The sequence below is a fragment of the Aquabacter spiritensis genome, from assembly GCF_004346185.1.
Classification (GTDB): domain Bacteria; phylum Pseudomonadota; class Alphaproteobacteria; order Rhizobiales; family Xanthobacteraceae; genus Aquabacter; species Aquabacter spiritensis.
Genome location: NZ_SMAI01000003.1, coordinates 58178 through 82006 on the forward strand (window position 1 = coordinate 58178; position 23829 = coordinate 82006).

Genomic DNA, 23829 nt, shown 5'->3' on the forward strand with positions numbered 1-23829 from the left:
CCCATCTTTCCATAACTTCTTGAATAAAGACGCTTTCGCGCGTTTCCTGGTTCCCTACCCCTGACAGGCCGCCTTTCCATGTCGCTCGCCTCCTCCGCCTTCACCAATTTCCCCCATGGCCGCTCGCTCGGCCTGCGTCTGGACACGCTGATCCGGCTGCGCTGGCTCGCGGTGGCGGGGCAGACCGTGGCCTTGTTCGTGGTCTATGTGCTGCTCGGCTTTCCCCTGCCGATCGGTCCCGCCTTGATGGTGGTGGCGCTCTCGGCGGTGGTGAACCTGCTGCTGCGCGCCCGCTTTCCGGTGGCGCGGCGGCTCAGCGACATCGCCGCCGGGCCGCTGCTCGCCTATGACGTGCTCCAGCTCACCGCGCTGCTCTATTTGACCGGCGGGCTGAACAATCCGTTCGCCCTGCTCTATCTCGCGCCGGTGATGATCTCGGCCGCCGCTTTGTCGTGGACCGCGACCGTCATTCTGGGCCTGTTTGCCATCGCCTGCGCCGGCGCGGTCGGACTCTGGCACCAGCCGCTGCCTTGGGCGGGGTCGGAGGCGCCGGTCCTGCCGGACCTGTTCCTCGCCGGCATGTGGGTGTCGATCTCGGTCTCGATCGGCTTTATCGGCCTGCATTCCTGGCGGGTGGCGGAGGAGGCGCGCGAACTCGCCGACGCTTTGGCGGCAACCGAACTCGTCCTGGCGCGCGAGCAGCATCTCTCGCAGCTCGACGGCCTCGCCGCCGCCGCCGCCCACGAACTCGGCACGCCGCTCGCCACCATCGCCCTCGTGGTCAAGGAACTGGAGCGCTCGCTCGCCGCGGACGATCCCCATGCCGAGGACATCGCGCTGCTGCGCGACCAGGTGAAGCGCTGCCGCGACATCCTCCAGACCCTCACCTCGCTCGGCTCGGGCGACGCGCCCTTCGACCGCATGCCGCTCTCCCATCTGCTCGAAGAGGTGGTCGAACCGCACCGCAATTTCGGCATCGTCATCTCGGTCGCCCTGCCGGAGGATCGCGCCGACGAGCCGGTCCTGGCGCGCAATCCCGGCCTGATCTACGGGCTCGGCAATCTGGTCGAGAATGCGGTGGACTTCGCCAGCACCCGGGTCGACCTCGAGGCGCGCTGGACCACGACGCGGATGGAGATCGTGGTGCGCGACGACGGCCCCGGCTTCGCCCCGGAGGTCAGCGACCGGATCGGCCAGCCTTACGTCACGAGCCGCGCCCGCGACCGCCAGATGGGCGCCGAGGAGGAGAGCGGCCTCGGGCTCGGCTTCTTCATCGCCAAGACACTGCTGGAGCGCACCGGGGCGAACCTGTGGGTGGAAAACCGCCAACCGCCGGCCACCGGCGCCGAGGTCAACATCTCCTGGACCCGCAGCGCGCTCGCCCTCGAGGCATAAAGGCGCGACAAAACGCCACTGACCGGCCTATTCTCTCCTCAAACCGGAGTAAAAGCCGGCGCAAGGTCCGCGTCCCCGAGTGCCGCGTCCACAAGGAAGAACATCATGGCCGACCCGATTGTGTCCGACCTCGACGGCGAGCGCTCGGTGCTGCTCGTGGATGACGACCGCTCTTTCCTGCAGCGGCTCGCCCGCGCTTTGGAAAGCCGCGGCTTCGTCGTCTCGACCGCCGAAAGCGTCGCCGAAGGGCTCGCGCAGATGGAGAACGGCGCCCCCGCTTATGCCGTCGTCGACATGCGGCTGGGCGACGGGACAGGGCTCGACGTGATCTCCGCGCTGAAGAAGCATCGCCCCGGCGCCCGCGCCGTCGTGCTCACCGGCTATGGCAATATCGCGACGGCGGTGACGGCGGTGAAGCTCGGCGCGGTGGATTATCTCGCCAAGCCGGCGGATGCCGACGATGTCGTCGCGGCCCTGATGGCGAGCGGCGATCACAAGCCGTCGCCGCCGGAAAACCCGATGTCCGCCGACCGGGTGCGCTGGGAGCACATCCAGCGCGTCTACGAATTGTGTGGACGCAATGTTTCGGAGACCGCACGGCGCCTTTCCATGCATCGGCGCACACTCCAGCGCATCCTGGCAAAGCGGGCGCCGCGATAGGCGGTCCGCCGAAGACCGCATCGGAAAAGGCGCCGTCCGGCCGATCGCCCGGACGGCGAGCCATCCAGTTTGCGCCATCGGCCGTATGCAGAGGGTCTTGCCGCCTGCGGATGCCCTGCCGACGATGCCGGCGGGAACCCCAGACGCGATGCGGAGCTTCCTGCCCATGCTGACCGCTCTTCTACTCGCCTGTGCCATGGTCGCGGTGCCTGCCGCCGCCACCGCCCAAGGCGCGCCCCAAAGCGCGTCTCAGGATCTCGCCGCCTATCGCTGGAAGGCCCGGCCTCTGATCGTGGTGGCCCCCACCGCCGAGGCGGCCGCCTTCCGCCGGCAGATGACCCTCATCCAGGCCGACCGCCCGGGGCTCGCCGAGCGCGACATGGTCGTCCTCACGGTTACGACGCCGGACGATCCGCTCCGCCGCACCCTGAATGTGCCGGCCGGGGCGTTTCAGGTGATTCTGGTCGGGAAGGACGGGCATATCGCCGAACGCTGGACCGCGCCCGCGGAGCTCTCCTCGGCGTTCGCTTTGATCGACCGCATGCCCATGCGGCGCGAAGAGATGCGCCGCGGCCAGTAGCCGAACCGGCTAAAATTCGCCGAGGCCCAGCGCGTCGGGATCGTAAAGCCGTGCCAGTCGCCCGGCCCCGGCCCGCGCGAGCCGGATCAGCAGCGCCTTGCGGGTCGCCGCGGGAAGCGGGTGGAGCGGCGCGGGCCGCACAAGTTCGGCGCCGAACGCGTCGCCGACCAGAATACCCACCGCATCCGGCAGGATCTCCAGGGGAAAATCCGGCGCCACCGCAAAGAACAGACGGTCGCAATGGAGCCGGTAGTCCGGCCATTTCCGGTCGGCCCGAAAATCGGCGATGCAGGATTTGATCTCGACGATGGCGATCTCGCCCTTGGCGTCGAGCGCGGCGATATCGGCGCGCCGACCCGAGACGAGGCCGAATTCGGGAATGCCGACCAGCCCCAAGGCGGCGAGATGGCGCAGCACACCGCGCTGCAGCGCCAGCGCCGCCGGGGATTGGCGGCCGTCGGGCCGGAGCGCCGGCTCCCCCGTCACGCCGACACCTCAAGACCGTCCTCTAACGCCTTCCGGGCCCGACGCGCGCGCTCGATGGCGGCGTTGAACTCGCCGCCGAACAGGAAGATGGTCGCGGTCAGATAGAGGAAGACGAGCGCGATCATCACCGAGGCGAGGCCGGCATAAGTGGTGACGTAATTGGCCGGGAACTCGGCGAGATAGAAACCGAAGGCGGCGGCCGCGATCAGCCACAAAGCGAGGGTCACGCCGATGCCCGGTGCGATCTCGCGCAGCGTCCGGTGACCCGCCGGCAGCCATTTGTGCGCGACGACGAGCCCGATCACGAGTACGACCGAGGTTGCACCGTAGCGCGCCAGCGTGACCGCCGGAGCAAGATGGCGCACCGCCGGGAGATTGCTCTCCACGATGCGCCAGAACAGCGGTCCGAGCACCACGAGGAAAGAGAGCGCCAGCATACCGAGCGCGCCGATCAGCACATAAGCGATCGATTCCAGCCGCAGCCGGTACCAGGCCCGCTCCTCGCGCGTCTGGTAGGCGCGATTGAGTCCGATCCGCAGGCTTTCGACGCCGTTGGAGGAGAAATAGATCGCCAGCGCGACGCCGAAGGTCAGCAGGTCCGTGCGGACATGATTGACGACATTGTAGATTTCGCGGGCGATCGGCTCCGCCACCTCGTCCGGCCAGGTGTCGAGAATGAGCTGGATGGTCTCGTTGGCCAGCGGCCGCAGATCGAGAAAGGCGGCCAGCGAGGTCACGAAAATCAGGAATGGAAACAGCGACATCAGGATCGAGAGCGCGATGTGGCTGGCGATCGCCCAGCCGTCATCGGCCGCGAAGGTCCAGAATGCATCCATGACGATGTGATAACCGCGCCGCAACATGCCGCTCTTCCGCCCGAACCTACGGATCGGAAACGCTCCCGCTTGCTTGTCGATCGGGACGCTCCCTCATTTTTTCGTCAGGAGCGGCCGAAAGCGCTGGGGCGGAGGCGCCCCGCCCTGCTCCCGTCCGGCTCGGATACGCGATCATAGCACGGCCGCGCCGCACTCAGGCCGGGATCGCCCTTACCGCACCGGCACCCTCTTCCGGACGCAGATACGCGTGCCACAGCGCCTTGTCCCCGAGCCCGTCGACGAATGCCGCATGCACCGCGATCTCGGCGTCGGTCAGGCGCGGCGGCAGCGGCACCGGCCGCGGACGGGCGGCGAGAACAGGCGCCGCCACCAGACGCGGCGCGGCGGAGGTCTCTTCCACCAGCCCCACAAGCATCGCCTGGCGCCCGCCGAGCAGCTCGCTATAGACCTCGGCCAGCAATTCGGCGTCGAGAAGCGCGCCGTGCTTCACCCGGCGCGAACTGTCGATGCCGTAGCGGTTCATCAGCACGTCGAGGCTGTTCGGCCCGCCGGGATGCTTGCGGCGGGCAAGCGCCAGCGTGTCGATGACGCGGTCGCGCGCGATCACCGGTCGTCCGGACCGCTCCAATTCGGCATTCAGGAAGCCGATATCGAAGGCGGCGTTGTGAATGACCAGCGTGTCGTCGGCAATGAAGGCCAGGAACTCGTCCGCCGTCTGGGCGAATTTCGGTTTGTCCGACAAAAACTCGGCGGACAGGCCATGAACGTTGAACGCCTCCTGCGGCATGTCCCGCTCGGGGTTCAGATAGACGTGGAAGACATTGCCGGTGAGGATCCGGTTGACCATCTCCACGCAGCCGATTTCCACCAGCCGGTCCCCGCCGAGCGGATCGAGCCCGGTGGTTTCGGTATCGAGCACGATCTCACGCATGGCTGTCCCGTCTGTCTGATCCGAAGCGGCGGCCCGGCCCGGCGAGCGCCCGCACGATGCCGCGCACCTGATGCCGCGCCGCCGGAAAGCCGCGCCCGGTATCGATGACGAAATGGGCGCGGCGGCGCTTTTCCGAATCGGCCATCTGCTTGTCGAGGATGAGGGCAAATCGCTCCGGCGTCATGCCCGGACGGGCGAGGACGCGCGCCGCCTGCACAGATTTCGCCGCGCTGACGACCGCCACCGCATCGACCCGCCCAGCCCCGCCGGTCTCGAACAGGAGCGGAATGTCGAGCACCACGAGCCGCGCCGCCGCCGCCCGCGCCGCCGCCAGAAAAGCGGCTTCCTCTTCCCGCACCAGAGGATGGACGATCGCTTCCAGGCGCTTCATCGCCTCGGGATCGCCGAGCACCTGCCGCGACAAGGCCGCCCGATCGATCGCCCCGTCGCGCGCGACGCCCGGAAAGGCCGCCTCCACCGGCGCCACCGCCGCGCCGCGATAGAGCGCATGGACGCGCGCATCGGCGTCGTAGACGGGGATGCCCGCCTCGGCGAACAGGCCGGCGGTCGCCGATTTGCCCATGCCGATCGAACCGGTAAGCCCGAGCACCCACATGCTCATGCCTCCAACTGGCCTTTGGCGCGCAGATCAGCGACGATCAGCGCGCGCAGGCCGGCATCGACCTCCGGCTGCACCCCGAACCAGCGCGCGAAGCCCGGCACCGCCTGGTGGAGCAGCATGCCGAGCCCGTCCACCGTGGCGAGGCCGCGCGCTTTGGCGGCCTTCAGGAACGGCGTCTCGAGCGGGACATAGACCGCGTCCGTCACCACGGCATCCGGCCGGGCGGCGTCGAGGTCGATTTCCAGCGGGTCGTGGCCCTTCATGCCGAGCGAGGTGGTGTTGACGACGAGGCCCGCCTCCCGCAGCGGAGCCGCGATCGCGTCCCACGCAACCGGGCGGACGCGCGGGCCGAACAAATCGGCGAGCGCCGCGGCCCGGGACAAGGTGCGATTGGCGAGATCGAGCCGCGGGACGCCCCGCTCCAGCAGGCCATGGACGATCGCCCGCGCCGCGCCGCCGGCGCCGAGCACCAGAACCGGCCGGTCGGCCGCCCAGCCCGGCGCGCCGGAATCGAGATTGGCCATGAAGCCATAGGAATCGGTATTGCCGCCGACCATCCGGCCGGTCTCGAACCAGATCGTATTCACCGCCTCCAGCCGCTGCGCCGTGGCATCGGCGACGTCGACCGCCCGGAACGCGATCTCCTTGTTCGGCGCCGTGACGTTGCAGCCGTCATAGCGGGTGGCGAGGGCCGCGAAGAAGCCCGGCGCGACCTCCGGCGGCACGTCTTCCCGACCATAAGAGCCGTCGATGCCGTGGCGGGCGATCCAATAGCCGTGAAGAAGCGGGGATCTGGAATAAGCGGCGGGATGGCCGACCACGCAGACGCGGACCGTCACGGCAGAAGCTCCTCGCCGCGCAGGAAGCCGAGCAACGGCAGAAGCGGCAGACCGAGAATGGTGAAGTGATCGCCCTCGATGCGCTCGAACAGGTGCACGCCCAGTGCCTCGAGCTGGTAGCACCCGACCGAGGCGAGGGCGGCGGGGCCCGCCGCGTCGAGATAGTCCTCGATGTCCGCCGCGGAGAGCGGACGCATCGTCAGCGCGGCGCAGTCCAGCGCCTCGAACAGGATTTCCTCGTCGCGCACGACGCAGAGCGCGGCATGCAGCACATGGGTCCGTCCGGCGAGCCGGGAGAGCTGGAGCGCAGCCGCGGCCCGGTCCGGCGCCTTGTGGAACAGCGTCCCGCCGAGCGCCAAGGTCTGGTCGGCGCCGAGCACGTAGCGCTCGGGTCCGACCCGGGCCGCTCCGGCGAACGCCTTGGCGCGGGCGAGAATGCGCGCGATGTCGTCCGGCGCGGCCTCGGCGGCGGGCGCATCGGCTTCGATGCGGCGTTCGTCCACCACCGCCTCGACCGTCTCGACCGGCAGGCCGGCCGCTTCGAGAAGGGCGCGCCGCACTGCGCTCCGCGAGGCGAGCGCGAGCGGGGCGGTCCCGCGCCACAGGCCCGTACCCGGCCGGCTCATGTCTCGACGATGCTCCGCCGCCGCCGTTCGGAGAGATGTCCGATGATCGCCGCCGCCGTCTCTTCGATCGAGCGCCGCGTCACGTCGATCTGCGGCCAGCCGTGGCGGGCGCAGAGCCGGCGCGAATAAGCGAGTTCCTCCGACACCGCCTCGCGGTCGACATAGGACGCGCTCGGATTTGCGGCATTGAGGCCGAGTAGGCGGTTCTGGCGGATCTCCACGATCCGGTCCGGGCTCGCGACCAGCCCGACGACGAGCGGTTTCTTGAGCTTTTCGATATTGGCCGGCAGGGGCACGTTGGGCACCAGCGGGATGTTGGCGGTCTTTACCCCGCGATTGGCGAGATAGATCGAGGTCGGCGTCTTGGAGGTGCGCGAGACGCCGATCAACACCACGTCGGCCTGTTCCAGATCCTCGGTGAGGTGGCCGTCATCGTGCATGACGGTGAAATTCAGCGCGTCGATCCGCTTGAAATAGGTCGCGTCGAGCGCATGCTGGCCGCCGATGCGCGGCTGCGGCTCGCCGCCGAGATAGGCCTGGAAGAGCTGGACCACCGGCGCGAGCACCGAAAGAAAGGGCACGCCCAGCTCCCGGCAGCGCTGCTTCAGCCGCTCGCGGATCTCCTTGTCCACCAGCGTATAGAGCACGATGCCGGGATTGCCCTCGATCTCGATCAGGACCCGTTCGAGCTGCGTCATCGAGCGGACGAGCGGGTAGACGTGCTCGATCGGCAGGACGTTGGAATATTGCGCGCAGGCCGCCCGGCCGACATTGATCAGCGTCTCGCCGGTCGCGTCGGACACCAGATGAAGGTGAAAATAGGCCGGCTGCGCAACCTTCTCGCCGCTCACGCGTTCGTCTCCCGGCAAGCCTGTGGACAGCCGGTGCAGGAAGGCATGCCCGGCACGCCCATGCAAGCCGATCCTGAGAATAGCGGGCACCGTCATCCACATTTCGCGCCGCGGGGACAGGATCCGACCCCTGCCTGTGGAGCGGTGTGGACGGGCCGCATTAACCCTTTTTTAACCTGTGTGGCAGCGGGATCGGCCGCTGCGGGGCCGCGTCGAAACGCAGCGCTTCCTGTGGAGCGGTTGTCGACGGCGCTGCGAATGGTTAATCAACCGTGAAGACTCTACAGACTCTCTCTTTAAAGAAGATTCTCTTTTATTGGACGGGATGGGAATGATCCGCGCGCCGGCGACCGCTTCGCCCTTCCTCGCCGTGCTCGACGGATCGGTCTCCGATCCTCCGCCGCTCTGGATGATGCGCCAGGCGGGACGCTACCTTCCGGAATATCGCGACGTCCGCGCCAAGGCCGGCGATTTCCTGACGCTGTGCTACACGCCGGACCTCGCCGCCGAGGTGACGCTCCAGCCGATCCGCCGCTACGATTTCGACGCCGCGATCATCTTTTCGGACATCCTCGTCATTCCCCACGCGCTCGGCACCGGGCTGCGCTTCGAGGCGGGCGAGGGCCCGCGGCTCGATCCGGTGACCGACGGGGCGGGGCTCGCGCGCCTGTCCGAGACGCTGGATCCGGCGCGCACCGGGCCGGTCTACGAGGCGATCGCCCGGACCCGGGCGAAGCTCTCCGCCCGCACCGCCTTGATCGGCTTCTGCGGCGCGCCCTGGACGGTCGCGACCTACATGGTCGCCGGCCGCGGGACCGACGATCAGGCGCCGGCGCGGCTCGCCGCCCTGCGCGATCCGGACTTTTTCCAGGCGCTGATCGACCTCCTGGTCGAGACCTCGATCGCCCATCTCGCCGGCCAGATCGAGGCCGGGGCGGATGCGGTGCAGATTTTCGACACCTGGGCCGGCGTGCTCGATCCCCGCTCGTTCGAGCGCTGGTGCCTCGATCCCCTGGCGCGGATCGCGGCGGGACTGTGGGCGCGCCATCCCGAGGCGCGGATCATCGCCTTCCCGAAGGGTGCGTCGGCTGCGGCTTTGGCGCGGATCGCGGCGCTGGGCGTAAATGCGGTCGGGCTCGACTGGACCGCGGACCGCGTTTCGCTGCGCAAGCTTGGGGACAAGGTCGCGCTCCAGGGCAATCTCGACCCGCTGCGGCTGATCGCCGGCGGGCCGCAGCTCGACGAGGAAATCCTGCGCATTCGCAGCGACTTCGAAGGCGTCCGGCACATCTTCAATCTGGGCCACGGGATCAAGCCGGAGACCCCGCTCGCCCATGTGGACCGGCTGGTGGAGAAAGTCCGCGGACCGCTCTGAAACCGGGGATTGTGCGATCCCCGCTTGGCCGGGGCGGTGCAACCGTGGCAGAAATGGTGCGCTTCACCTCCGGCCGGACCGCGCATGCTCTATTTGTGGATCAAGGCCCTGCACATCGTCGCGCTGATCTCCTGGATGGCGACGCTGCTCTATCTGCCGCGCCTGTTCGTCTATCATTGCGGCGCGCCCGTCGGCGCGCAGCAATCGGAGACGTTCAAGCTGATGGAACGCCGCCTGCTGCGGCAGATCGGCAATCCGGCGATGATCGTGACCTGGCTCGCCGGGCTGTATCTGCTCTACGAAGGCGGCTGGATCGTCGCCGGCTGGATGCATGCGAAATTGCTGCTGGTGCTCGGGCTCTCCGCCTTCCACGGCCTTCAGGCGAAATGGCTGAGGGAGTTCGCGGACGACCGGCGCGACCGCAGCGCGCGCTTTTTCCGGATGGTGAACGAGATCCCGGCGCTGCTCATGGTGGGCATCGTCGTCCTGGTCGTGGTCAAGCCGTTCTGATGCGAGCGCCGTGACATGAGCCCCAAGCGCCAGATCCACGAGCCCGGTCACCGCCGCAAATTCCTCGTCATCGTCGACGAGACGCCGGAATGCGATCGCGCGGTCTATTATGCCAGCCGGCGCGCGGCGCGGACCGGCAGCGGGCTGGTCATGCTCGGCATTCTGGAATTGGCGGAAGTGCGCCAGCAATGGCTCGGCGTCGCCGATCTGATGCGCGCCGAGGCGACCGAAGCGATGCAGGAGCGGCTGGATCATTTCTCCGCACGGGCGCGGCAGATTTCCGGCGTCGCGGCGGAGCACGCGATCCGCGAGGGGCCGCAGGACGAGGCGCTGCTCGCGCAGATCGCGGAGGACCGCGACATCGCCGTCCTCGTTCTCGCCGCCGGCACGGATACGGAAGGGCCGGGTCCCCTGGTCGGCCTTCTGGCCGGTCCCGCCTCGGCGCGCTTCCCGGTCCCGGTCACGATCGTGCCCGGCGCCCTCTCCGACGAGGACCTCGACGCATTGGCCTGAGCCGCCATGCAGAAAGTTCGCCGCGCGGGCGTGCAACGCCGCGCCCAGCGGATAGACTCCCGCCAAGCCGGCATTCGGCCGATCGGGGAGGGTAAGCGTGAAGCTGTTCGAGGCGCGTCGGGCGGCGACGCTGGAGGATGTCTCCTGGCTCCGCAAGGCGCTGCGGCGCCGGTTCGCCGAACTCCGCATCGGGGCCGACATCGCCGACGAGATCGTGCTGGCAGTCGCCGAACTGGCGGCCAATCTGGTGAGCCACGCCGCTCCGGCGCCCCGCGAACTGGCGCTCGAAGCGGTTCTCGACGGCATCGTTCTCACCTTGACCATCGAGGATGACGGCGGGCCGTTCGACGCCTTCGAGAGCAAGTGGGCGCGCGCCTCGCTGGCCGGCGTCGAGGACGGCACGTCCGGCCGCGGCCTTGCTCTGGCGCGCCGCGCCCTCGACCGCGTCACCTATTCACCCGGCCCGCCGAACCGGCTGACCGCGCGGCGGCAATTGTCGCGGCGGCGGCCGCTCCTTCTGGTCGTCGAGGACGAGGACCTGCTGCTCGAAACCTATATGGACCTGCTCGAACCGCATTACCGCGTGCTCGCCGCCCGGACCTTGCCGGAGGCGCTCGCCCTCGCGCGCGACAGCACGGTCGACCTCATCCTCACGGATTTTCACCTGGGGACCGAGCCCGGCACGGCGCTCGTGACCGCCCTGGAGGACGACAGCGAGCGCCTGCCGGTGCCGATCGTGATGATCACGGGCGATTCGAGCGTGCGGGTCCAGGCACTGGAATTCGGCGTCGATACGTTTCTCACCAAGCCGGTCCAGCCGACCGCCCTGCTCGAAACGGTGAAGCTCGCTCTTCTGCGCGCGACCCGGCAGCGCGCGCGGCTGCTGCGCTATTTCGGCCTTGCGCTCGAAAAACTGGTCCGCCCGGCTTTGCCGGAACGGCTCGGGCCCTTCAATCTGGCACTGCAATGGGAGACCGCCGATATCGGCGGCGGCGATCTGGTGGTGCATCTGCCCCGCGCCGGGGCGGACCGGATCGTGCTCGCCGACATTATGGGCCATGGCATCGATGCGAAGGCCGGGGCGGTGGCGCAGGCGGCCATGATCCGCGCCCTCGATGTCGGTGCGCAGCTCGGGCCGTCGCACTATCTGACCCGCTGGTCCAACCTCGTGTTCTCGGAACCCGGCTTCGACGCGGCGATGGCGACCGCTCTGGTGATCGATCTGTGGGAAGACGGGGCGATCGAAATCGCCTCCGCCGGGCATCCCTATCCGACCCTGATCTCACGCGGCGGCGTGCGCAGCGTCGTGGTGGATGGCCCGCTCCTCGGCTTCGCGCCGAACGCCCGCTATGAAAGCGTCCAGCTTCGGCTGGAATGGGGCGATCGCCTGCTGCTCGCCACCGACGGGCTCGATCCCGCCGAACTCGCGAGCGGGGGCGCCTGTCCCGACTGGCTCATCGCGGTGATCCAGGCGAATGCCCGGAAGCCGCTGCGCACCGTGCTGCGCAATGCCGGCGCGCGCATCACCGACCGGCTGGGGCCGGACCCCGAGGACGACTGGACCCTGGTCCTGATCGAAGGCATTTCGGCGGCCCAGCGGGCGGGCGCCCTGCCGAGCATGGCCCTGCCGCCGCCCGATATGCCAGCGATCCCGCCCGGACCCCGCCTGGCCGCTCCAGTTGCGGAACCGGATCCGTCCGCTTCCGCAGCTTTGGCCGCGGCGCCGGATCCAAGCGGTGTCGGCGCGCTGCGCCGCGCGGTCGGCGAAGACAGTTTCCGCGGGCTCGCCTTGCGCTTCGTCGACAATGCCACCCGCCGGTTCGGCGAGTGGGAGGATCTGGTGGCCGAGGGCGATGCCGAGGCGCTGACGCCGACGGCGCATGCCTTTGCCGGCGTGCTCGGGCAGTTCGGCCTCACCGCGACCGCGGCGCTGGTGCGGCAGGTCGAGCACGAAACCGACCCCGCGATGCGCCTTGCGCTCGCGCGCCAGGTCGCCGCGCAGGGGCGTCCGGAACTGGTGGCGTTCCAGGCCTGGCTCGACTCTCCCCCCTCCGAGACCGTGTGATCGCGGCACTCTGCAAGCAGAAGTGCGTCTTGCCCTGGGGCTATCCGGGTGTCAAACCCTGTAACCCGTCGCCACTTGGAGCAGATGCATGGATGATCGCCCCAAGGTGCAAGAAGATACCTCCGAAACGTACCCTGAGATCGCGGCGACCGGGCGGAGGAAGCGCCGATGGGCGGCCCCTAAATGCATATTGATACCTCTCCCCGGGCTGACGCAGGGTGGTATCAACTTCGGACCGGAAGAACTCGTCCGCACCTCCTGACAGTGTTTTGGGCGCTGGCCAGGGGGGCCCGCATCAGGGCATGGCCTCCAGCGCCCGCGCGAAGAAATCCGGGCCGCCGAAATTGCCCGATTTGAGCGCGAACCGCATCTCCAGGGGCGCCCCGACGGTGGCGAGGACCGGCACGCCGGCGGCGATTTCCGGCCCCAGGAGAAAGGCGGGAAGGCCGAGCCGGTCGACCACCGCGCCCGACGTCTCCCCGCCGGCCACGACCAGCCGCCGCACGCCGGCCGCGACCAGACCTTCCGCGAGATCGGCGCTCGCCTGTTCGATGGCATGGCCGGATTCGGTGCGCCCGAACCGCGCCTGGAGCGCGGCGACCTCCTCCGGCGTGCCGCTCGCGGCAATCAGCACCGGACCGTGCGGCAAGCGCTCGCGCGCCCAGGCGAGCGCTTCGGCGACGGCGCGCGCGCGCTCCGTCACCAAAGCGGCGCCGGCGAGGCGCAGGACCGGCAGGACGGTCTCGGCGATGCGAATCTGTTCCAGGGTCGCGGCCGCGCAGCTTCCGGCGAGGATCGCCGCCGGACCGCCGAGCGCGGCGAGGGGCGCGGCCGCGGTTGCCCGGTCCGGGCCGGCGCGGCCCAGCGCCCGTGCCAGGCCGAGGCCGAGCCCGGACGCGCCCACCGACACGGGCTGATCGAGGGCGACGATTCCCATGACCTCCAGGTGCCGCTCGAACACGGCATCGGCGATCGCCGCGCCGATCCCGGTTTCCGCCAGCGCGGCACAGCGGGCGCGCACGGCCTCCGGGCCGGCTTCCATGGTTGCGAGGTCGATCAGGCCGATCCGACCTGCCGATTGCCGCGCCAGCACCCGCACGAGGTTGGAATCGTGCATCGGATTGAGGGGATGATCCTTGAGCGGGCTCTCGGAGAGCGGCACCGTGCCGACGAAGAGATGGCCCTGATAGACCGTCCGCTGGGTCTCGGGAAAGGCCGGCGAGACCAGGATCGTGGCGGCGCCGAGATCGGCCCGAAGCGCGTCCATGACCGGGCCGATATTGCCGGCATCGGTGGAATCGAAGGTCGAGCACACCTTGAACATCACATGGGCGGCGCCCCGCTCGGTCAGCCAGCCGCACGCGGCGCGCGACAGCGCCACCGCGTCGTCGGCGGGGATGGCGCGGCTCTTCAGGGCCACGACGACCGCGTCGACGTCCGGGAGCGCGAGCGCGGGGTCGGGCACGCCGATGGTCTGGACCGTGCGCAGGCCGGCCTTGGTCAGGGTGTTGGCGAGGTCCGACGCGCCGGTATAATCGTCGGCGACGGCACCGAGGCGCAAAGTCATGACTGGGGCTCTCCGGGAAGACTGACGCCGCCGAGCTGGGCATAGAGGCGGGCGAGCGAGGCATCGTCGTCGCGGCCCATGCCGGCGCCCGCCGCGGCGAGATAGAGCTGGAGCGCGGCGGCGGCGAGCGGCACCGGGAAGCGGGCGTCGCGGGCCATGTCCTGGACGATGCCGAGATCCTTGACGAAAATCTCGACCGCGCTGAGCGGCCGGTAATCACCGGCCAGCACATGCGGCATGCGGTTCTCGAACATCCAGCTGTTGCCGGCCGAGGCGGTGATCACCTCATAGACCTTGGCGAGGTCGAGCCCCTGGCGCGCGGCGAAGGTGAAGGCCTCGCAGGCGGCGGCGATATGGATTCCGGCCAGCAATTGGTTGACCATCTTGAAGGCGGCGCCGGTGCCGGGCTCCGGGCCCAGTTCGTAGATTTTCGCCGCCATCGCGTCGAGCGCGGGCCGCGCTCTGGCGAAGGCGTCCGGGCTGCCGGAGGCCAGCACCGTCAGCGCTCCGGTCGCGGCGCGGGCGGCACCGCCCGAGATCGGCGCGTCGAGATAGAGCCGACCGCCGTCGGTGACCCGCCGCGCCAGATCGCGCGCGCGCTCGGGATCCATGGTGGCGCAGGAGACGAACACCGCGCCGTCGGGCAAGGCCGCCGCCGCTCCGTCCGGCCCGAACAGCACCGCTTCGGTCTGGGCGGCATTGACGACGACGCCCACCGCGATTCCGGCGCCGTCCGCCGCTGCGGCGGGACTGGCCGCGCCCCGCCCGCCGGCGGCGACAAAGCGCGCGACCGCGTCGCCGGAAGGATCGAAGCCGACGACGTCGAAGCCGGCCCGCAGCAGGCTGAGCGCCATGCCGCTTCCCATCGAGCCGAGGCCGAAGACGGCCGCTCTGTGCAAATCAGGTTCCGCCATGGTGTCCTCCCGGCGCCGGGGGCCGGCGCCCGCGGGGTCTGCGCCCCTTGGACCCCTGGTTAGGCCGGCGCGCCCGCCCTGCCAAGGGCGGATGCGACGGGCCGTCTTGCGGCCGCGGGCGCGACGTGGAAGATGGCGGAAAAGGGGGCACCATCATGTCCGACGCCCGGCTGCGCGAGGAGATCTGCCGATTTGCCCGCTCGCTGTTCGAGCGCGGCCTCACGCCCGGCGCATCGGGCAACATCTCGGTGCGGCTGCCCGACGGCGGATGGCTGGCGACCCCGACCAACGCCTCGCTCGGCCATCTCGATCCGGCCCGGCTGTCCCGGCTCGACGCGCAGGGTCGGCTGGTCGCAGGCGACCCGCCGACCAAGGAATTGCCGCTGCATTCCGCGCTGTACGACACCCGCACCGGGGCGCAGGCCATCGTCCACCTGCATTCCACCCATGCGGTGGCGGTTTCGATGCTGCCGGAGATCGACCCGGCCTGCGTGCTGCCGCCGCTGACCGCCTATTCGCTGATGCGTGCCGGGCAGGTGGCGCTCGTGCCCTATTATCGGCCGGGGGATCCGGCGGTGGCCGACGCGATCAAGGGGCTGGCGGGGCGCTATGCCTCGGTCCTGCTCGCCAATCACGGGCCGGTCGTGGCCGGGGCGAGCCTCGAGGCGGCGGTGTTCGCGATGGAGGAACTGGAGGAGACGGCGAAGCTCCATCTCCTGCTGCGCAATCTCAATCCGCGCCTGCTGACGCCGGCGCAGATCGCGGACCTGGTCGAGGTGTTCGGCGTGGACGTGCCGGCGCCGCATGCCCACGGACCCGCGGCGGGCGGGGCGGGGACGGCGCCGCCGGAATAGGCCAAATAGGCCGCGGCGCCGCCCAAGCCGGCTATTGCGGCGGGCGGAAGCCCGTCTGGCCGACATAGCCGGCGGCGGCGATGCCGGCGAGGCAGCAGATTTCGTCATTGTCGGAGGTGTCGCCGGAGATCCCGACCGCGCCGATCACGTCGCCGCCGGAGAGGATCAGCACGCCGCCGGCGACCGGCACGAAGCGTCCGCCGCTCGCCGCCATCAAGGCGTTCATGAAGTGCGGGACCTTGACGGCCCGCTCGCCGAGTTCGCGCGAGCCGAAGCCCATGCCGAGCGCGCCCCAGGCTTTGCCGATGGCCACGTCCGGCCGCAGGATGCCGGAGCGGTCCTCCCGCTTCAGCGCGACGAGGTGGCCGCCGGCATCGAGCACCGCCACGGTGAGGGGCTCGAACGCCATTTCGCGCCCCTTGGCGAGCGCGGCGTCGACGATTTCGAGGGCCTTGGTCAGGGAAATGCTCACGGTGCGTCCTCCGTTCGGTTCCGCTCAGTCGCGGGCCTTGTTCGGCCAGTAGCCGGCCAGCATGGAGCCGTCCTTCTCGCCGAGCCCGCGCGCGGAGGCCTCGTCATAGACGCCGAGCGTCGCCGCCGTCACCGGCAGATCGATGCCCATCTCGCCCGCTTCGGCGATCATGGTGCGCAGATCCTTGCGGATGCCGTCGACCGAGAAGGCCGCGGCCCCGGTGTCGCCGCCGGCGAGCGCGACGGCGATCGGGTCGGCCCGCATCTTCAGCACGTTCATCCCGCCCGACGTGTCGGTGAAGAAATCCACCAGCCATTTGGTGTCGAGCCCGACCTTGCCGCACAGCGCATAGGCCTCGCCGAGCGCCTGATAATAGACCAGCAGCGGCAGGTTGATGGCGAGCTTCATGGCGGCGCCCGCGCCGACCGGGCCGACATGCTCGACGCGGCGGCAGAGCTGGTCGAGCAGCGGCTTCGCCCGGGCGAAATCCGCATCCGTCCCGCCGGCGAGGCCGAGCAGCTTGCCGGTGCGGGCGGGGCCGGTCGTGCCGCCGACCGGACATTCCACGAAGGCGGCGCCGGCGGCGCGGACCTTCTCGGCCAGCGCGACCGCCTCCTTCGACAGGACGGTGCTCATCTCGACCACCAGCAGGCCGTCCGGCCGGGCGGCGAGGATGCCGCCGTCGCCCTCATAGACGGCGCGCAGCGCGGCGCCGTCGAGCAGGCTGGAAACGATCACTTCGTTGCCCTCGACCAGGGCGCCCGGGGTGGGCACGGTCTTGGCGCCGGCATCGGTGAGGGGCTTCAGTTTGTCGGTGCTGCGGTTCCACACCGTGACGTCGTGGCCGAGCTCCAGCAGGTGCAGCGCCATCGCCGTCCCCATGCGTCCCATGCCCGCAAAGCCGATCTTCATTGGCCCGACCCTCCTCCGATTGCCGCCGGCGCGGCGGCTTTTTTGGCTTGCTAATTATCAACCGATCACTAGCATGTTCGCAAAGAAGCGCACAAACATGCGTCAAGAACAAGAAACAAAAGCTCTGGGAGGAGCAAAATGGCCACGATGCAAGCAGGGCTCACGCAGCCGGCCGCGAAGTCGAAGCAACCTTACCCAGCGTTCACCGAGACACGCGCCGGCATGCGGATCCTCTGGGACGTGCCGATTGCGATGGATGACGGCCTCGTCGTGCGCGCCGACGTGTTCCTGCCGATGGCCGAGGGCCGCTATCCGGTGATCCTGACCTACGGTCCCTATGCCAAAGGCCTCGCCTTCCAGGAAGGCTATCCCTCCGCCTGGCATCGGATGGCGGAAAAGCATCCCGACGTCACCGCCGGCTCGTCCAATCTGTTCCAGGCCTGGGAGGTCGTCGATCCCGAGAAATGGGTGCCGCACGGCTATGCCTGCGTGCGCGTGGACAGCCGCGGCTGCGGCACCTCGCCCGGCTATGTCGACCCGTTCGGCCCGCGCGAGCAGAAGGATTTCTACGACTGCATCGAGTGGGCCGCGGTGCAGGACTGGAGCAACGGCAAGATCGGGCTGAACGGCATTTCGTATTTCGGCTCGAACCAATGGCACGTCGCCAAGCACAAGCCGCCGCATCTCGCCGCCATGTGCATCTGGGAAGGCTCGGCCGACTGGTACCGCGACATGACGCATCATGGCGGCATCCTCTCGACCTTCTGGGCCAATTGGTACGACATGCAGGTCAAGACGGTGCAATACGGCATCGGCGAGGCCGGCCGGCGCAGCAAGGCGCACGGCCAATTGGTCTGCGGGCCGGAACTCCTCTCCGAGGACGCCCTGGCCGCGAACCGCTGCGATTTCGGCGCCGAGATCCGCGCCCACCCGCTCGACGACACCTATCACAAGGACCGCTCGCCGGTCTGGGACGACATCGAGGTTCCCTTCCTCTCGTCGGCCAATTGGGGCGGCCAGGGGCTGCATCCGCGCGGCAATTTCGAGGGCTTCGTGCGCGCCGCCTCCAAGGACAAGTGGCTCGAAGTGCACGGCATCGAGCACTGGACCCACTTCTACACCGATTATGGCCGCGAGCTGCAGCTGCGTTTCTTCGACCATTTCCTCAAGGGCGCGGACAATGGCTGGGACACGCAGCCCCGCGTCCTGCTCCAGGTGCGCCATGTCGGCGAGACATTCGTCGAGCGCGAAGAGCACGAATGGCCGCTCGCCCGCACCCAATGGACCAAGTTCCATCTGCACGCCAAGAATGGCCGTCTCGACACCGAGCCGGTGAAGGCGGAGCGCACTTTGTCCTTCGAGGCGATGGGCGCCGGCCTCACCTTCCTCTCCGCCCCCATGGCCGAGGACACCGAGATCACCGGCCCGATCGCCGCCAAGATCTTCGTGTCCTCCTCCACCCCCGACGCCGATCTGTTCCTGGTGCTGCGGGTGTTCACGCCGGATCTGAAGGAAGTCACCTTCCAGGGTGCGATCGACCCGAACACGCCGATCGCGCAGGGCTGGCTGCGGGCCTCGCACCGCAAGCTCGACCCGGCTTTGTCCGAGCCCTACCGCCCGTATCACACGCATGACGAGAAGCAGCCCCTGACGCCGGGCGAGACGGTGGAGCTGGACATCGAGATCTGGCCGACCTCGATCGTTGTGCCCAAGGGCTATCGGATCGGCCTCAGCGTGCGCGGCAAGGATTACGAGTGGCCGGGCGGTTCCGGCGGCAAGCTCTCCAATTTCAAGAACGAGCTGACCGGGTGCGGGCCCTTCCTGCACAACGATCCGCTCGACCGTCCGCCGGAGGTGTTCGGCGGCACCACGACGCTGCATTTCTCGCCCGATCGCGAGTCCTACGTCCTGCTGCCGATCATACCGGCACGCTGACGCCGCGCCCTCTGGCGCCGCTCCCTTGCGAGACCGGCCGCGCGCCAACGCGGCCCGGCTCGCCTCCCGGCCCGGCCCTCCGGACCGCCCACGACCAGAAGCCACATCGAAGCGAAGACAAATCGACAAGAGGCGGAACATCCGCCCGTCCACTGGGAAAGCCAAGGAGAAGAGCCATGAGGATAGATCGCAGAAGCGTTCTGAAAGGCATTGGCGCGGGCGTCGGCGTCGCCGCGCTCGGCGCTCCGGCCGTGCGCGCCCAGGCCAAGCCGGTGCGCATCGGCTTCATGACGGTGAAGACCGGGCCGCTCGCCTCGGGCGGCATCCAGATGGAGCAGGCGCTCAATCTCTATCTGAAAGAGCGCAACAACATGATGGCCGGGGTTCCGGTCGAGCTCTACACGGTCGATACCGGCGGCGCGCCGGCCGTCGCCCGCACCAAGATGCAGGAATTGGTCGAGCGCAACGGCATCGCCGCGATGATCGGCCCGCTCTCCACCCAGGAGGCGCTGGCGCTCGACGATTATATCCGCGAGACCAAGACCCCGACCATCTCGGTCGCCGCCGCCGACGACATGACCCAGCGCCGCGCCAATCCCTGGTTCGTGCGCGTCACCTCCACCTCCTCGCAATGCGCGCAGGTGATGGGCGACTATGCCGCCAAGGATCTGAAGTACAAGCGCTGCTCGACCATCGCCGACGACATCGCCTATGGCCACGAACAGAATTCCGGCTTCCAGCGGGTGTTCGAGGAAGAAGGCGGCAAGATCGTCCAGAAGCTCTGGCCGCCGCTCGCCGTCCCGGACTATGGAACCTATATCGCCCAGATCAATACCAAGGTCGACGGCATGTTCGCGGCCTTCGCCGGCTCGAACGGCTTCCGCTTCTTCCGCCAGTTCAACGAATACGGGCTCAAGGGCAAGATCCCGCTGCTCGGCGGCATGACGGCGTTCGACGAGAGCCTGCTCCAGCAGATGGGCGACGACGCCATCGGCCTGCTTTCGGTGAACTATTATTCCGCGACCATCGACACCGCGACCAACAAGAAGTTCGTGGCGGGCATGGTGCGGGACTACAAGGTCGAGCCCGGCTATTACGGCGCGGCGACCTATACGGCCGGAGCGGTGCTCGAAGCCGCGCTGAAGACCACCGGCGGCAAGGACGACAAGCAGGCCTTGATGAATGCACTGCGCACCAACAAGGTGGAGGACACGGTCCGTGGTCCCGTGGCCTTCGACAAATACGGCAATGCGGTCGGAAACATTTATATCCGGCGGGTCGAGAAACAGAACGGCCGGCTGGTGAATGCGGTCATCAAGACCTACGAGAACGTCAGCCAGTTCTGGAAGTACAATCCGGAAGAGTTTCTGAAGAATCCGGTCTATTCGCGCGACTATCCGCCGGCCAAGTTCCTCGAGAACTGAGGCCGGGCGCCCGTTCGGCGCCGACACCGACGATCATGGCCGGGGCGACCCGGCCATTGACGGCGCCGCGCAGGCTTGCGCGACGCCGCTCGCGCGGATGCCGGGCGCGCCCGGCTCGGATCGTGCTTCACCCTTCAGAGGACGACCAGAATGCAGTTCTGGCTCATTCAGACCCTCAACAGCATTGCCTTCGGCGGCCTGCTGTTCCTCCTGTCGTCGGGCTTCTCGCTGATCTTCGGCCTGATGCGCATGCCCAATCTCGCGCACGGGGCCTTCTTCATGCTGGGCGCCTATTTCGGCGCGACCTTCATGAATTGGGGGGCCAATTTCTGGATCGCGGCGCTGCTCTCCGGGCTCGCGGTGGGCGTGCTCGGCGTCATTCTGGAACGCGGTTTGCTGCGCAAGCTGGCCGGCAACGCCCAGGGCCAGGTGCTGGTGACGCTCGGCGTCTCCTTCATCATCGCCGATGTCTGCCTGATGGTCTGGACCGGGGATCCGGTTCCGGTCCCCGCCCCGCAATGGGCGCGCCCGCCCATGTTCCTGATGGGCTACGCCTTCCCGACCTATCGCCTGGTGGTCCTGGTGATCGCGGTGATCGCGGCCGTGCTGCTCTATCTGCTGATGGAGCGCACCCGGCTCGGCGCCATGATCCGCGCCGGCGTCGACGACATGGAGATGGCGCGCGGCGTCGGCATCCGCGTCTCGCTGCTCTTCATGATGGTGTTCATGCTCGGGGCAGCGCTCGCCGGGCTCGGCGGGACGATCGGGGGGCCGATCATGCAGGCCTATCCCGGGCTGGATGCGGACATGCTGCCGCTGGCGCTGGTGGTGGTGATCCTCGGCGGCGTCGGCAGCCTCATGGGCGCCTTCGTCGGCAGCTTCGCGGTCGGCTTCATCTATAATTTCGGCACCGCTCTGTTTCCCGATTTCGCTTACGTCATCCTGTTCCTACCCATGGTCGCGGTGCTCGTCCTGATGCCCGAGGGCCTGTTCGCGGGGTCGCGCCAATGACCCGCTCTTTCATCGCCCTCCTCCTCATCGCCGTCCTCCTGGCGCTCGTGCCGTTCATGATGGACGACTTCTTCATCAATCTCTGCAGCCAGATCCTGTGCTACGCGCTGTTCGCGGTGAGCCTCAATCTCATCGTCGGCTATGGCGGCATGACCTCGCTCGGCCACGCCGCCTATTTCGGCATCGCGGCTTATGCGGTGACCTGGCTGCACACGGTCGCCGGCTGGGATCATCTGACCTCGGCGATCGGCGCGGTCGGGGTCGCGACCGGGACCGCCGCGGTGTTCGGCGTGCTGGCGCTGCGCGCCAGCGGCCTGTCCTTCCTGATGATCACCCTCGCCCTCGGCCAGATCGTCTGGGGCGTCGCCTATCGCTGGGTGGCGCTCACCCAGGGCGACAACGGCATGCGCTTCCCCCAGCGGCCGGCCCCGTTCGGCATCGATATCAACGGCGCGATGAGCTTCTATTACTTCTCGCTGATCGTCTTCGCGGTGTCGGTCTATGTAATCTGGCGGGTGGTGAATTCCCCGTTCGGCGCCTCGCTGCGGGGCGCCCGCGACCAGCCTCGGCGCATGCGGATGCTCGGCCACGACGTCTGGATGATCCGCTGGGCGGCGTTCGTCATGTCCGGCTTCTGGGCCGCCGTCGCCGGACTGCTGTTCGTCTATTACCAGAAGTTCGTCAGCCCCTATGCGGTCTCGCTCCAGCAGTCCGCCGAGGTGCTTCTGATGACCATTCTCGGCGGCGCCTCGACGCTGACCGGGCCGATGGTCGGCGCGATCATCGTCACTTTGGTGAAGAATGTCGCCTCGACCTATGTCGAGCGCTGGAACGCGCTGCTCGGCCTGATCTTCGTGCTCGCGGTCGTGTTCATGCCGACCGGCCTGGTTCCGGGCTTCCGCCGGCTGATCAGCCGCAAGAAGCCCGCCGCCGCCCCGGCCGACGAGACGGCCACCCCGCCCGCCGCTGCGCCGGAGCGCGCCTCATGATTCCCGCCCTCGAAATCACCGGCCTGTCGAAGCGCTTCGGCGGCCTCGTCGTCACCCGCGACATCACGATGCGGATCGCCCCGGGCGAGCGGCGGCTGATCATCGGCCCGAACGGGGCGGGGAAGACCACCCTGTTCAACCAGATCACCGGAGATCTGCGCCCGGATGCCGGCTCGGTCCGGCTGTTCGGCGAGGAATTGCTGAAGCTGCGCACCAAGGACCGGGTGGCCAAGGGCCTCGCGCGCACCTACCAGATCCTCACTTTGTTTCCGCAGGACACGCTGCTGCACAATGTCGTCCTGGCGCTGCTCGGTCTGCGCGGCGAGCGCTGGGATTTCTGGCGCGCGCTGCGGCGCCGCTCGGAACTGTTCGACCTCGCGCACGACGCGCTCACCCAGGTCGGGCTCGGGGGGAGCGGCGACCGCCTGGTCGCCGAGACCTCCTATGGCGAGCGGCGCCGGCTCGAACTCGCCATGGCGCTCGCCCAGAAGCCCAAACTGCTGCTGCTGGACGAGCCGCTCGCCGGTTTGTCCCAGAACGAGCGCAATGCGGTCAGCGCGCTCCTCACCACCATTCCACGCGACGTCACCATCGTGATGATCGAGCACGACATGGACGTGGCGCTCGCCTTTGCCGAGCAGATCACCGTGCTGCATTTCGGCGAGGTGATCGTCGAGGGCACGCGCGCCGAAGTCGTGGCGGACCCGCGCACCCGGGAGATCTATCTTGGCGAGTGACATCCTCGAACTCACCGACGTGCACGCTTATTACGGCGACAGCCACGTCCTGCACGGCATCAGCTTCGCGCTGAAGGAGGGCCGGCTGCTCGGCCTGCTCGGGCGCAACGGCGCCGGCAAGACCACCTGCATGAGCACCATCATGGGCTTTCTCGCGACCCGCGAGGGGGCGATCCGCCTCAATGGCGAGAAGATCAGCGGCAACAGCCCCGAGGCGATCGCGCGCAACGGCGTCTGCCTGGTGCCGCAGGGGCGACGGATCTTCCGCTCGCTCACCGTGAAGGAAAATCTCCAGGTCGCCGCCCAGACCCCGGGCGGGCGCACCGCCTGGACGCTGGCGCGGGTGTTCGACATTTTCCCGCGCCTGAAGGAGCGCCAGAGCCAGTTCGCCGGCTCGCTCTCCGGCGGCGAGCAGCAGATGCTGGCGATCGGCCGCGCCTTGATGGGCAATCCCCGCGTGCTCTTGATGGACGAGCCGTCCGAAGGCCTCGCGCCCCAGATCGTCGCCGATGTCGGCCGCACCATCGCGATGCTGAAGGCCGAAGGCCTCTCGATCGTGCTGGTCGAACAGAACATCAAGATGACGCTGAACCTTGCGGATGACATCGTGATCATCAATACCGGACAAGTGGTGTTTTCCGGCTCCGCCGGAGACGCCGCGGCCGACCAGCGACTCATTTCGCAGCATCTCGGCGTGTTCTGACCCTCCGCCTTCTGGCCCATTT

At 68.6% G+C, this 23829-nt stretch carries 25 protein-coding genes; 14 read left to right on the plus strand and 11 right to left on the minus strand.

Going from position 1 to position 23829, the window contains the following annotated elements:
- Nucleotides 1-78 precede the first annotated feature (78 nt).
- The 3 genes from EDC64_RS06615 to EDC64_RS23460 all read left to right on the plus strand — a co-directional run bounded on the left by EDC64_RS06615 (nucleotide 79) and on the right by EDC64_RS23460 (nucleotide 2635).
- The gene (locus EDC64_RS06615; protein ID WP_132030487.1) at nucleotides 79-1395 is read left to right on the plus strand and encodes an ActS/PrrB/RegB family redox-sensitive histidine kinase; all 1317 of its coding nucleotides are present in this window, start codon (nucleotides 79-81) and stop codon (nucleotides 1393-1395) included.
- 105 nt (nucleotides 1396-1500) lie between these two features.
- Nucleotides 1501-2055, plus strand: coding sequence for an ActR/PrrA/RegA family redox response regulator transcription factor (locus EDC64_RS06620; protein WP_132030488.1), 555 nt, complete (start codon nucleotides 1501-1503; stop codon nucleotides 2053-2055).
- A gap of 166 nt (nucleotides 2056-2221) precedes the next feature.
- The gene (locus tag EDC64_RS23460) at nucleotides 2222-2635 is read left to right on the plus strand and encodes a DUF4174 domain-containing protein (RefSeq protein WP_165933663.1); all 414 of its coding nucleotides are present in this window, start codon (nucleotides 2222-2224) and stop codon (nucleotides 2633-2635) included.
- A gap of 9 nt (nucleotides 2636-2644) precedes the next feature.
- On the opposite strand, the gene EDC64_RS06630 is transcribed toward EDC64_RS23460, so the two are convergent.
- From EDC64_RS06630 to EDC64_RS06660, 7 genes are all read right to left on the minus strand, one after another.
- Nucleotides 2645-3121 (minus strand): MmcB family DNA repair protein, encoded by a 477-nt coding sequence (locus tag EDC64_RS06630; protein WP_132030490.1) that lies wholly within the window; start codon nucleotides 3119-3121, stop codon nucleotides 2645-2647.
- The gene (locus EDC64_RS06635) at nucleotides 3118-3984 is read right to left on the minus strand and encodes a YihY/virulence factor BrkB family protein (protein ID WP_132030491.1); all 867 of its coding nucleotides are present in this window, start codon (nucleotides 3982-3984) and stop codon (nucleotides 3118-3120) included. The genes EDC64_RS06630 and EDC64_RS06635 overlap by 4 nt, the downstream gene beginning before the upstream one ends.
- A 166-nt stretch (nucleotides 3985-4150) precedes the next feature.
- On the minus strand, nucleotides 4151-4888 hold the full coding sequence (dnaQ, locus tag EDC64_RS06640; protein ID WP_132030492.1) for a DNA polymerase III subunit epsilon: 738 nt from the start codon (nucleotides 4886-4888) through the stop codon (nucleotides 4151-4153).
- Complete coding sequence (coaE, locus tag EDC64_RS06645; RefSeq protein WP_132030773.1) at nucleotides 4881-5504, minus strand: dephospho-CoA kinase; 624 nt, start codon at nucleotides 5502-5504, stop codon at nucleotides 4881-4883. The genes dnaQ and coaE overlap by 8 nt, the downstream gene beginning before the upstream one ends.
- A gap of 2 nt (nucleotides 5505-5506) precedes the next feature.
- Nucleotides 5507-6349: a shikimate dehydrogenase gene (locus EDC64_RS06650; protein WP_132030493.1), complete on the minus strand. Its 843-nt coding sequence runs from the start codon at nucleotides 6347-6349 to the stop codon at nucleotides 5507-5509.
- Complete coding sequence (locus EDC64_RS06655) at nucleotides 6346-6975, minus strand: Maf family protein (protein WP_132030494.1); 630 nt, start codon at nucleotides 6973-6975, stop codon at nucleotides 6346-6348. Before EDC64_RS06655 ends, EDC64_RS06650 begins: the two co-directional genes overlap by 4 nt.
- Nucleotides 6972-7826 carry a pyruvate, water dikinase regulatory protein gene (locus EDC64_RS06660; protein ID WP_245504570.1) on the minus strand — a complete coding sequence of 285 codons (855 nt, stop codon included), beginning with the start codon at nucleotides 7824-7826 and terminating at the stop codon, nucleotides 6972-6974. Before EDC64_RS06660 ends, EDC64_RS06655 begins: the two co-directional genes overlap by 4 nt.
- Nucleotides 7827-8157: 331 nt before the next feature.
- Between EDC64_RS06660 and hemE the strand changes: the two genes are divergently transcribed.
- The 4 genes from hemE to EDC64_RS06680 all read left to right on the plus strand — a co-directional run bounded on the left by hemE (nucleotide 8158) and on the right by EDC64_RS06680 (nucleotide 12289).
- Nucleotides 8158-9201, plus strand: a complete 1044-nt coding sequence (gene hemE / locus EDC64_RS06665) for a uroporphyrinogen decarboxylase (RefSeq protein ID WP_132030496.1) — start codon at nucleotides 8158-8160, stop codon at nucleotides 9199-9201.
- An 84-nt stretch (nucleotides 9202-9285) separates the two neighbouring features.
- Nucleotides 9286-9711, plus strand: coding sequence for a protoporphyrinogen oxidase HemJ (hemJ, locus tag EDC64_RS06670; RefSeq protein ID WP_132030497.1), 426 nt, complete (start codon nucleotides 9286-9288; stop codon nucleotides 9709-9711).
- A gap of 15 nt (nucleotides 9712-9726) precedes the next feature.
- A complete protein-coding gene (locus EDC64_RS06675) occupies nucleotides 9727-10224 on the plus strand; it encodes a universal stress protein (protein WP_132030498.1) in 498 nt (165 codons plus the stop codon).
- A 97-nt stretch (nucleotides 10225-10321) separates the two neighbouring features.
- Nucleotides 10322-12289: a SpoIIE family protein phosphatase gene (locus EDC64_RS06680; protein WP_132030499.1), complete on the plus strand. Its 1968-nt coding sequence runs from the start codon at nucleotides 10322-10324 to the stop codon at nucleotides 12287-12289.
- A 295-nt stretch (nucleotides 12290-12584) separates the two neighbouring features.
- Here the strand turns inward: EDC64_RS06680 and otnK are convergent, their stop codons facing one another.
- Together otnK and ltnD are read right to left on the minus strand one after the other, a co-directional pair.
- Complete coding sequence (otnK, locus tag EDC64_RS06685; protein ID WP_132030500.1) at nucleotides 12585-13856, minus strand: 3-oxo-tetronate kinase; 1272 nt, start codon at nucleotides 13854-13856, stop codon at nucleotides 12585-12587.
- Nucleotides 13853-14770, minus strand: coding sequence for an L-threonate dehydrogenase (gene ltnD, locus EDC64_RS06690; protein ID WP_132030501.1), 918 nt, complete (start codon nucleotides 14768-14770; stop codon nucleotides 13853-13855). The genes otnK and ltnD overlap by 4 nt, the downstream gene beginning before the upstream one ends.
- Nucleotides 14771-14925: 155 nt before the next feature.
- Here ltnD and otnC point away from each other — a divergent pair, with 155 nt between their 5' ends.
- Nucleotides 14926-15624, plus strand: coding sequence for a 3-oxo-tetronate 4-phosphate decarboxylase (otnC, locus tag EDC64_RS06695; RefSeq protein ID WP_132030502.1), 699 nt, complete (start codon nucleotides 14926-14928; stop codon nucleotides 15622-15624).
- Between the two features lie 31 nt (nucleotides 15625-15655).
- Here otnC and EDC64_RS06700 read toward each other — a convergent pair whose 3' ends face one another.
- Both EDC64_RS06700 and EDC64_RS06705 read right to left on the minus strand, forming a co-directional pair.
- A complete protein-coding gene (locus tag EDC64_RS06700; RefSeq protein WP_132030503.1) occupies nucleotides 15656-16096 on the minus strand; it encodes a GlcG/HbpS family heme-binding protein in 441 nt (146 codons plus the stop codon).
- 24 nt (nucleotides 16097-16120) lie between these two features.
- Nucleotides 16121-17008: an NAD(P)-dependent oxidoreductase gene (locus EDC64_RS06705; RefSeq protein WP_132030504.1), complete on the minus strand. Its 888-nt coding sequence runs from the start codon at nucleotides 17006-17008 to the stop codon at nucleotides 16121-16123.
- Between the two features lie 138 nt (nucleotides 17009-17146).
- Here EDC64_RS06705 and EDC64_RS06710 point away from each other — a divergent pair, with 138 nt between their 5' ends.
- The 6 genes from EDC64_RS06710 (at nucleotide 17147) to EDC64_RS06735 (ending at nucleotide 23807) form a co-directional block, all read left to right on the plus strand.
- A complete protein-coding gene (locus EDC64_RS06710) occupies nucleotides 17147-18943 on the plus strand; it encodes a CocE/NonD family hydrolase (protein WP_207915938.1) in 1797 nt (598 codons plus the stop codon).
- A gap of 176 nt (nucleotides 18944-19119) precedes the next feature.
- On the plus strand, nucleotides 19120-20367 hold the full coding sequence (locus tag EDC64_RS06715; protein ID WP_132030505.1) for an ABC transporter substrate-binding protein: 1248 nt from the start codon (nucleotides 19120-19122) through the stop codon (nucleotides 20365-20367).
- A 150-nt stretch (nucleotides 20368-20517) separates the two neighbouring features.
- Nucleotides 20518-21378 (plus strand): branched-chain amino acid ABC transporter permease, encoded by an 861-nt coding sequence (locus EDC64_RS06720; RefSeq protein ID WP_132030506.1) that lies wholly within the window; start codon nucleotides 20518-20520, stop codon nucleotides 21376-21378.
- Nucleotides 21375-22367: a branched-chain amino acid ABC transporter permease gene (locus EDC64_RS06725; RefSeq protein WP_132030507.1), complete on the plus strand. Its 993-nt coding sequence runs from the start codon at nucleotides 21375-21377 to the stop codon at nucleotides 22365-22367. Before EDC64_RS06720 ends, EDC64_RS06725 begins: the two co-directional genes overlap by 4 nt.
- Nucleotides 22364-23104 (plus strand): ABC transporter ATP-binding protein, encoded by a 741-nt coding sequence (locus tag EDC64_RS06730; protein WP_245504571.1) that lies wholly within the window; start codon nucleotides 22364-22366, stop codon nucleotides 23102-23104. The genes EDC64_RS06725 and EDC64_RS06730 overlap by 4 nt, the downstream gene beginning before the upstream one ends.
- Nucleotides 23094-23807, plus strand: coding sequence for an ABC transporter ATP-binding protein (locus EDC64_RS06735; RefSeq protein ID WP_338023386.1), 714 nt, complete (start codon nucleotides 23094-23096; stop codon nucleotides 23805-23807). The genes EDC64_RS06730 and EDC64_RS06735 overlap by 11 nt, the downstream gene beginning before the upstream one ends.
- Nucleotides 23808-23829 lie beyond the last annotated feature (22 nt).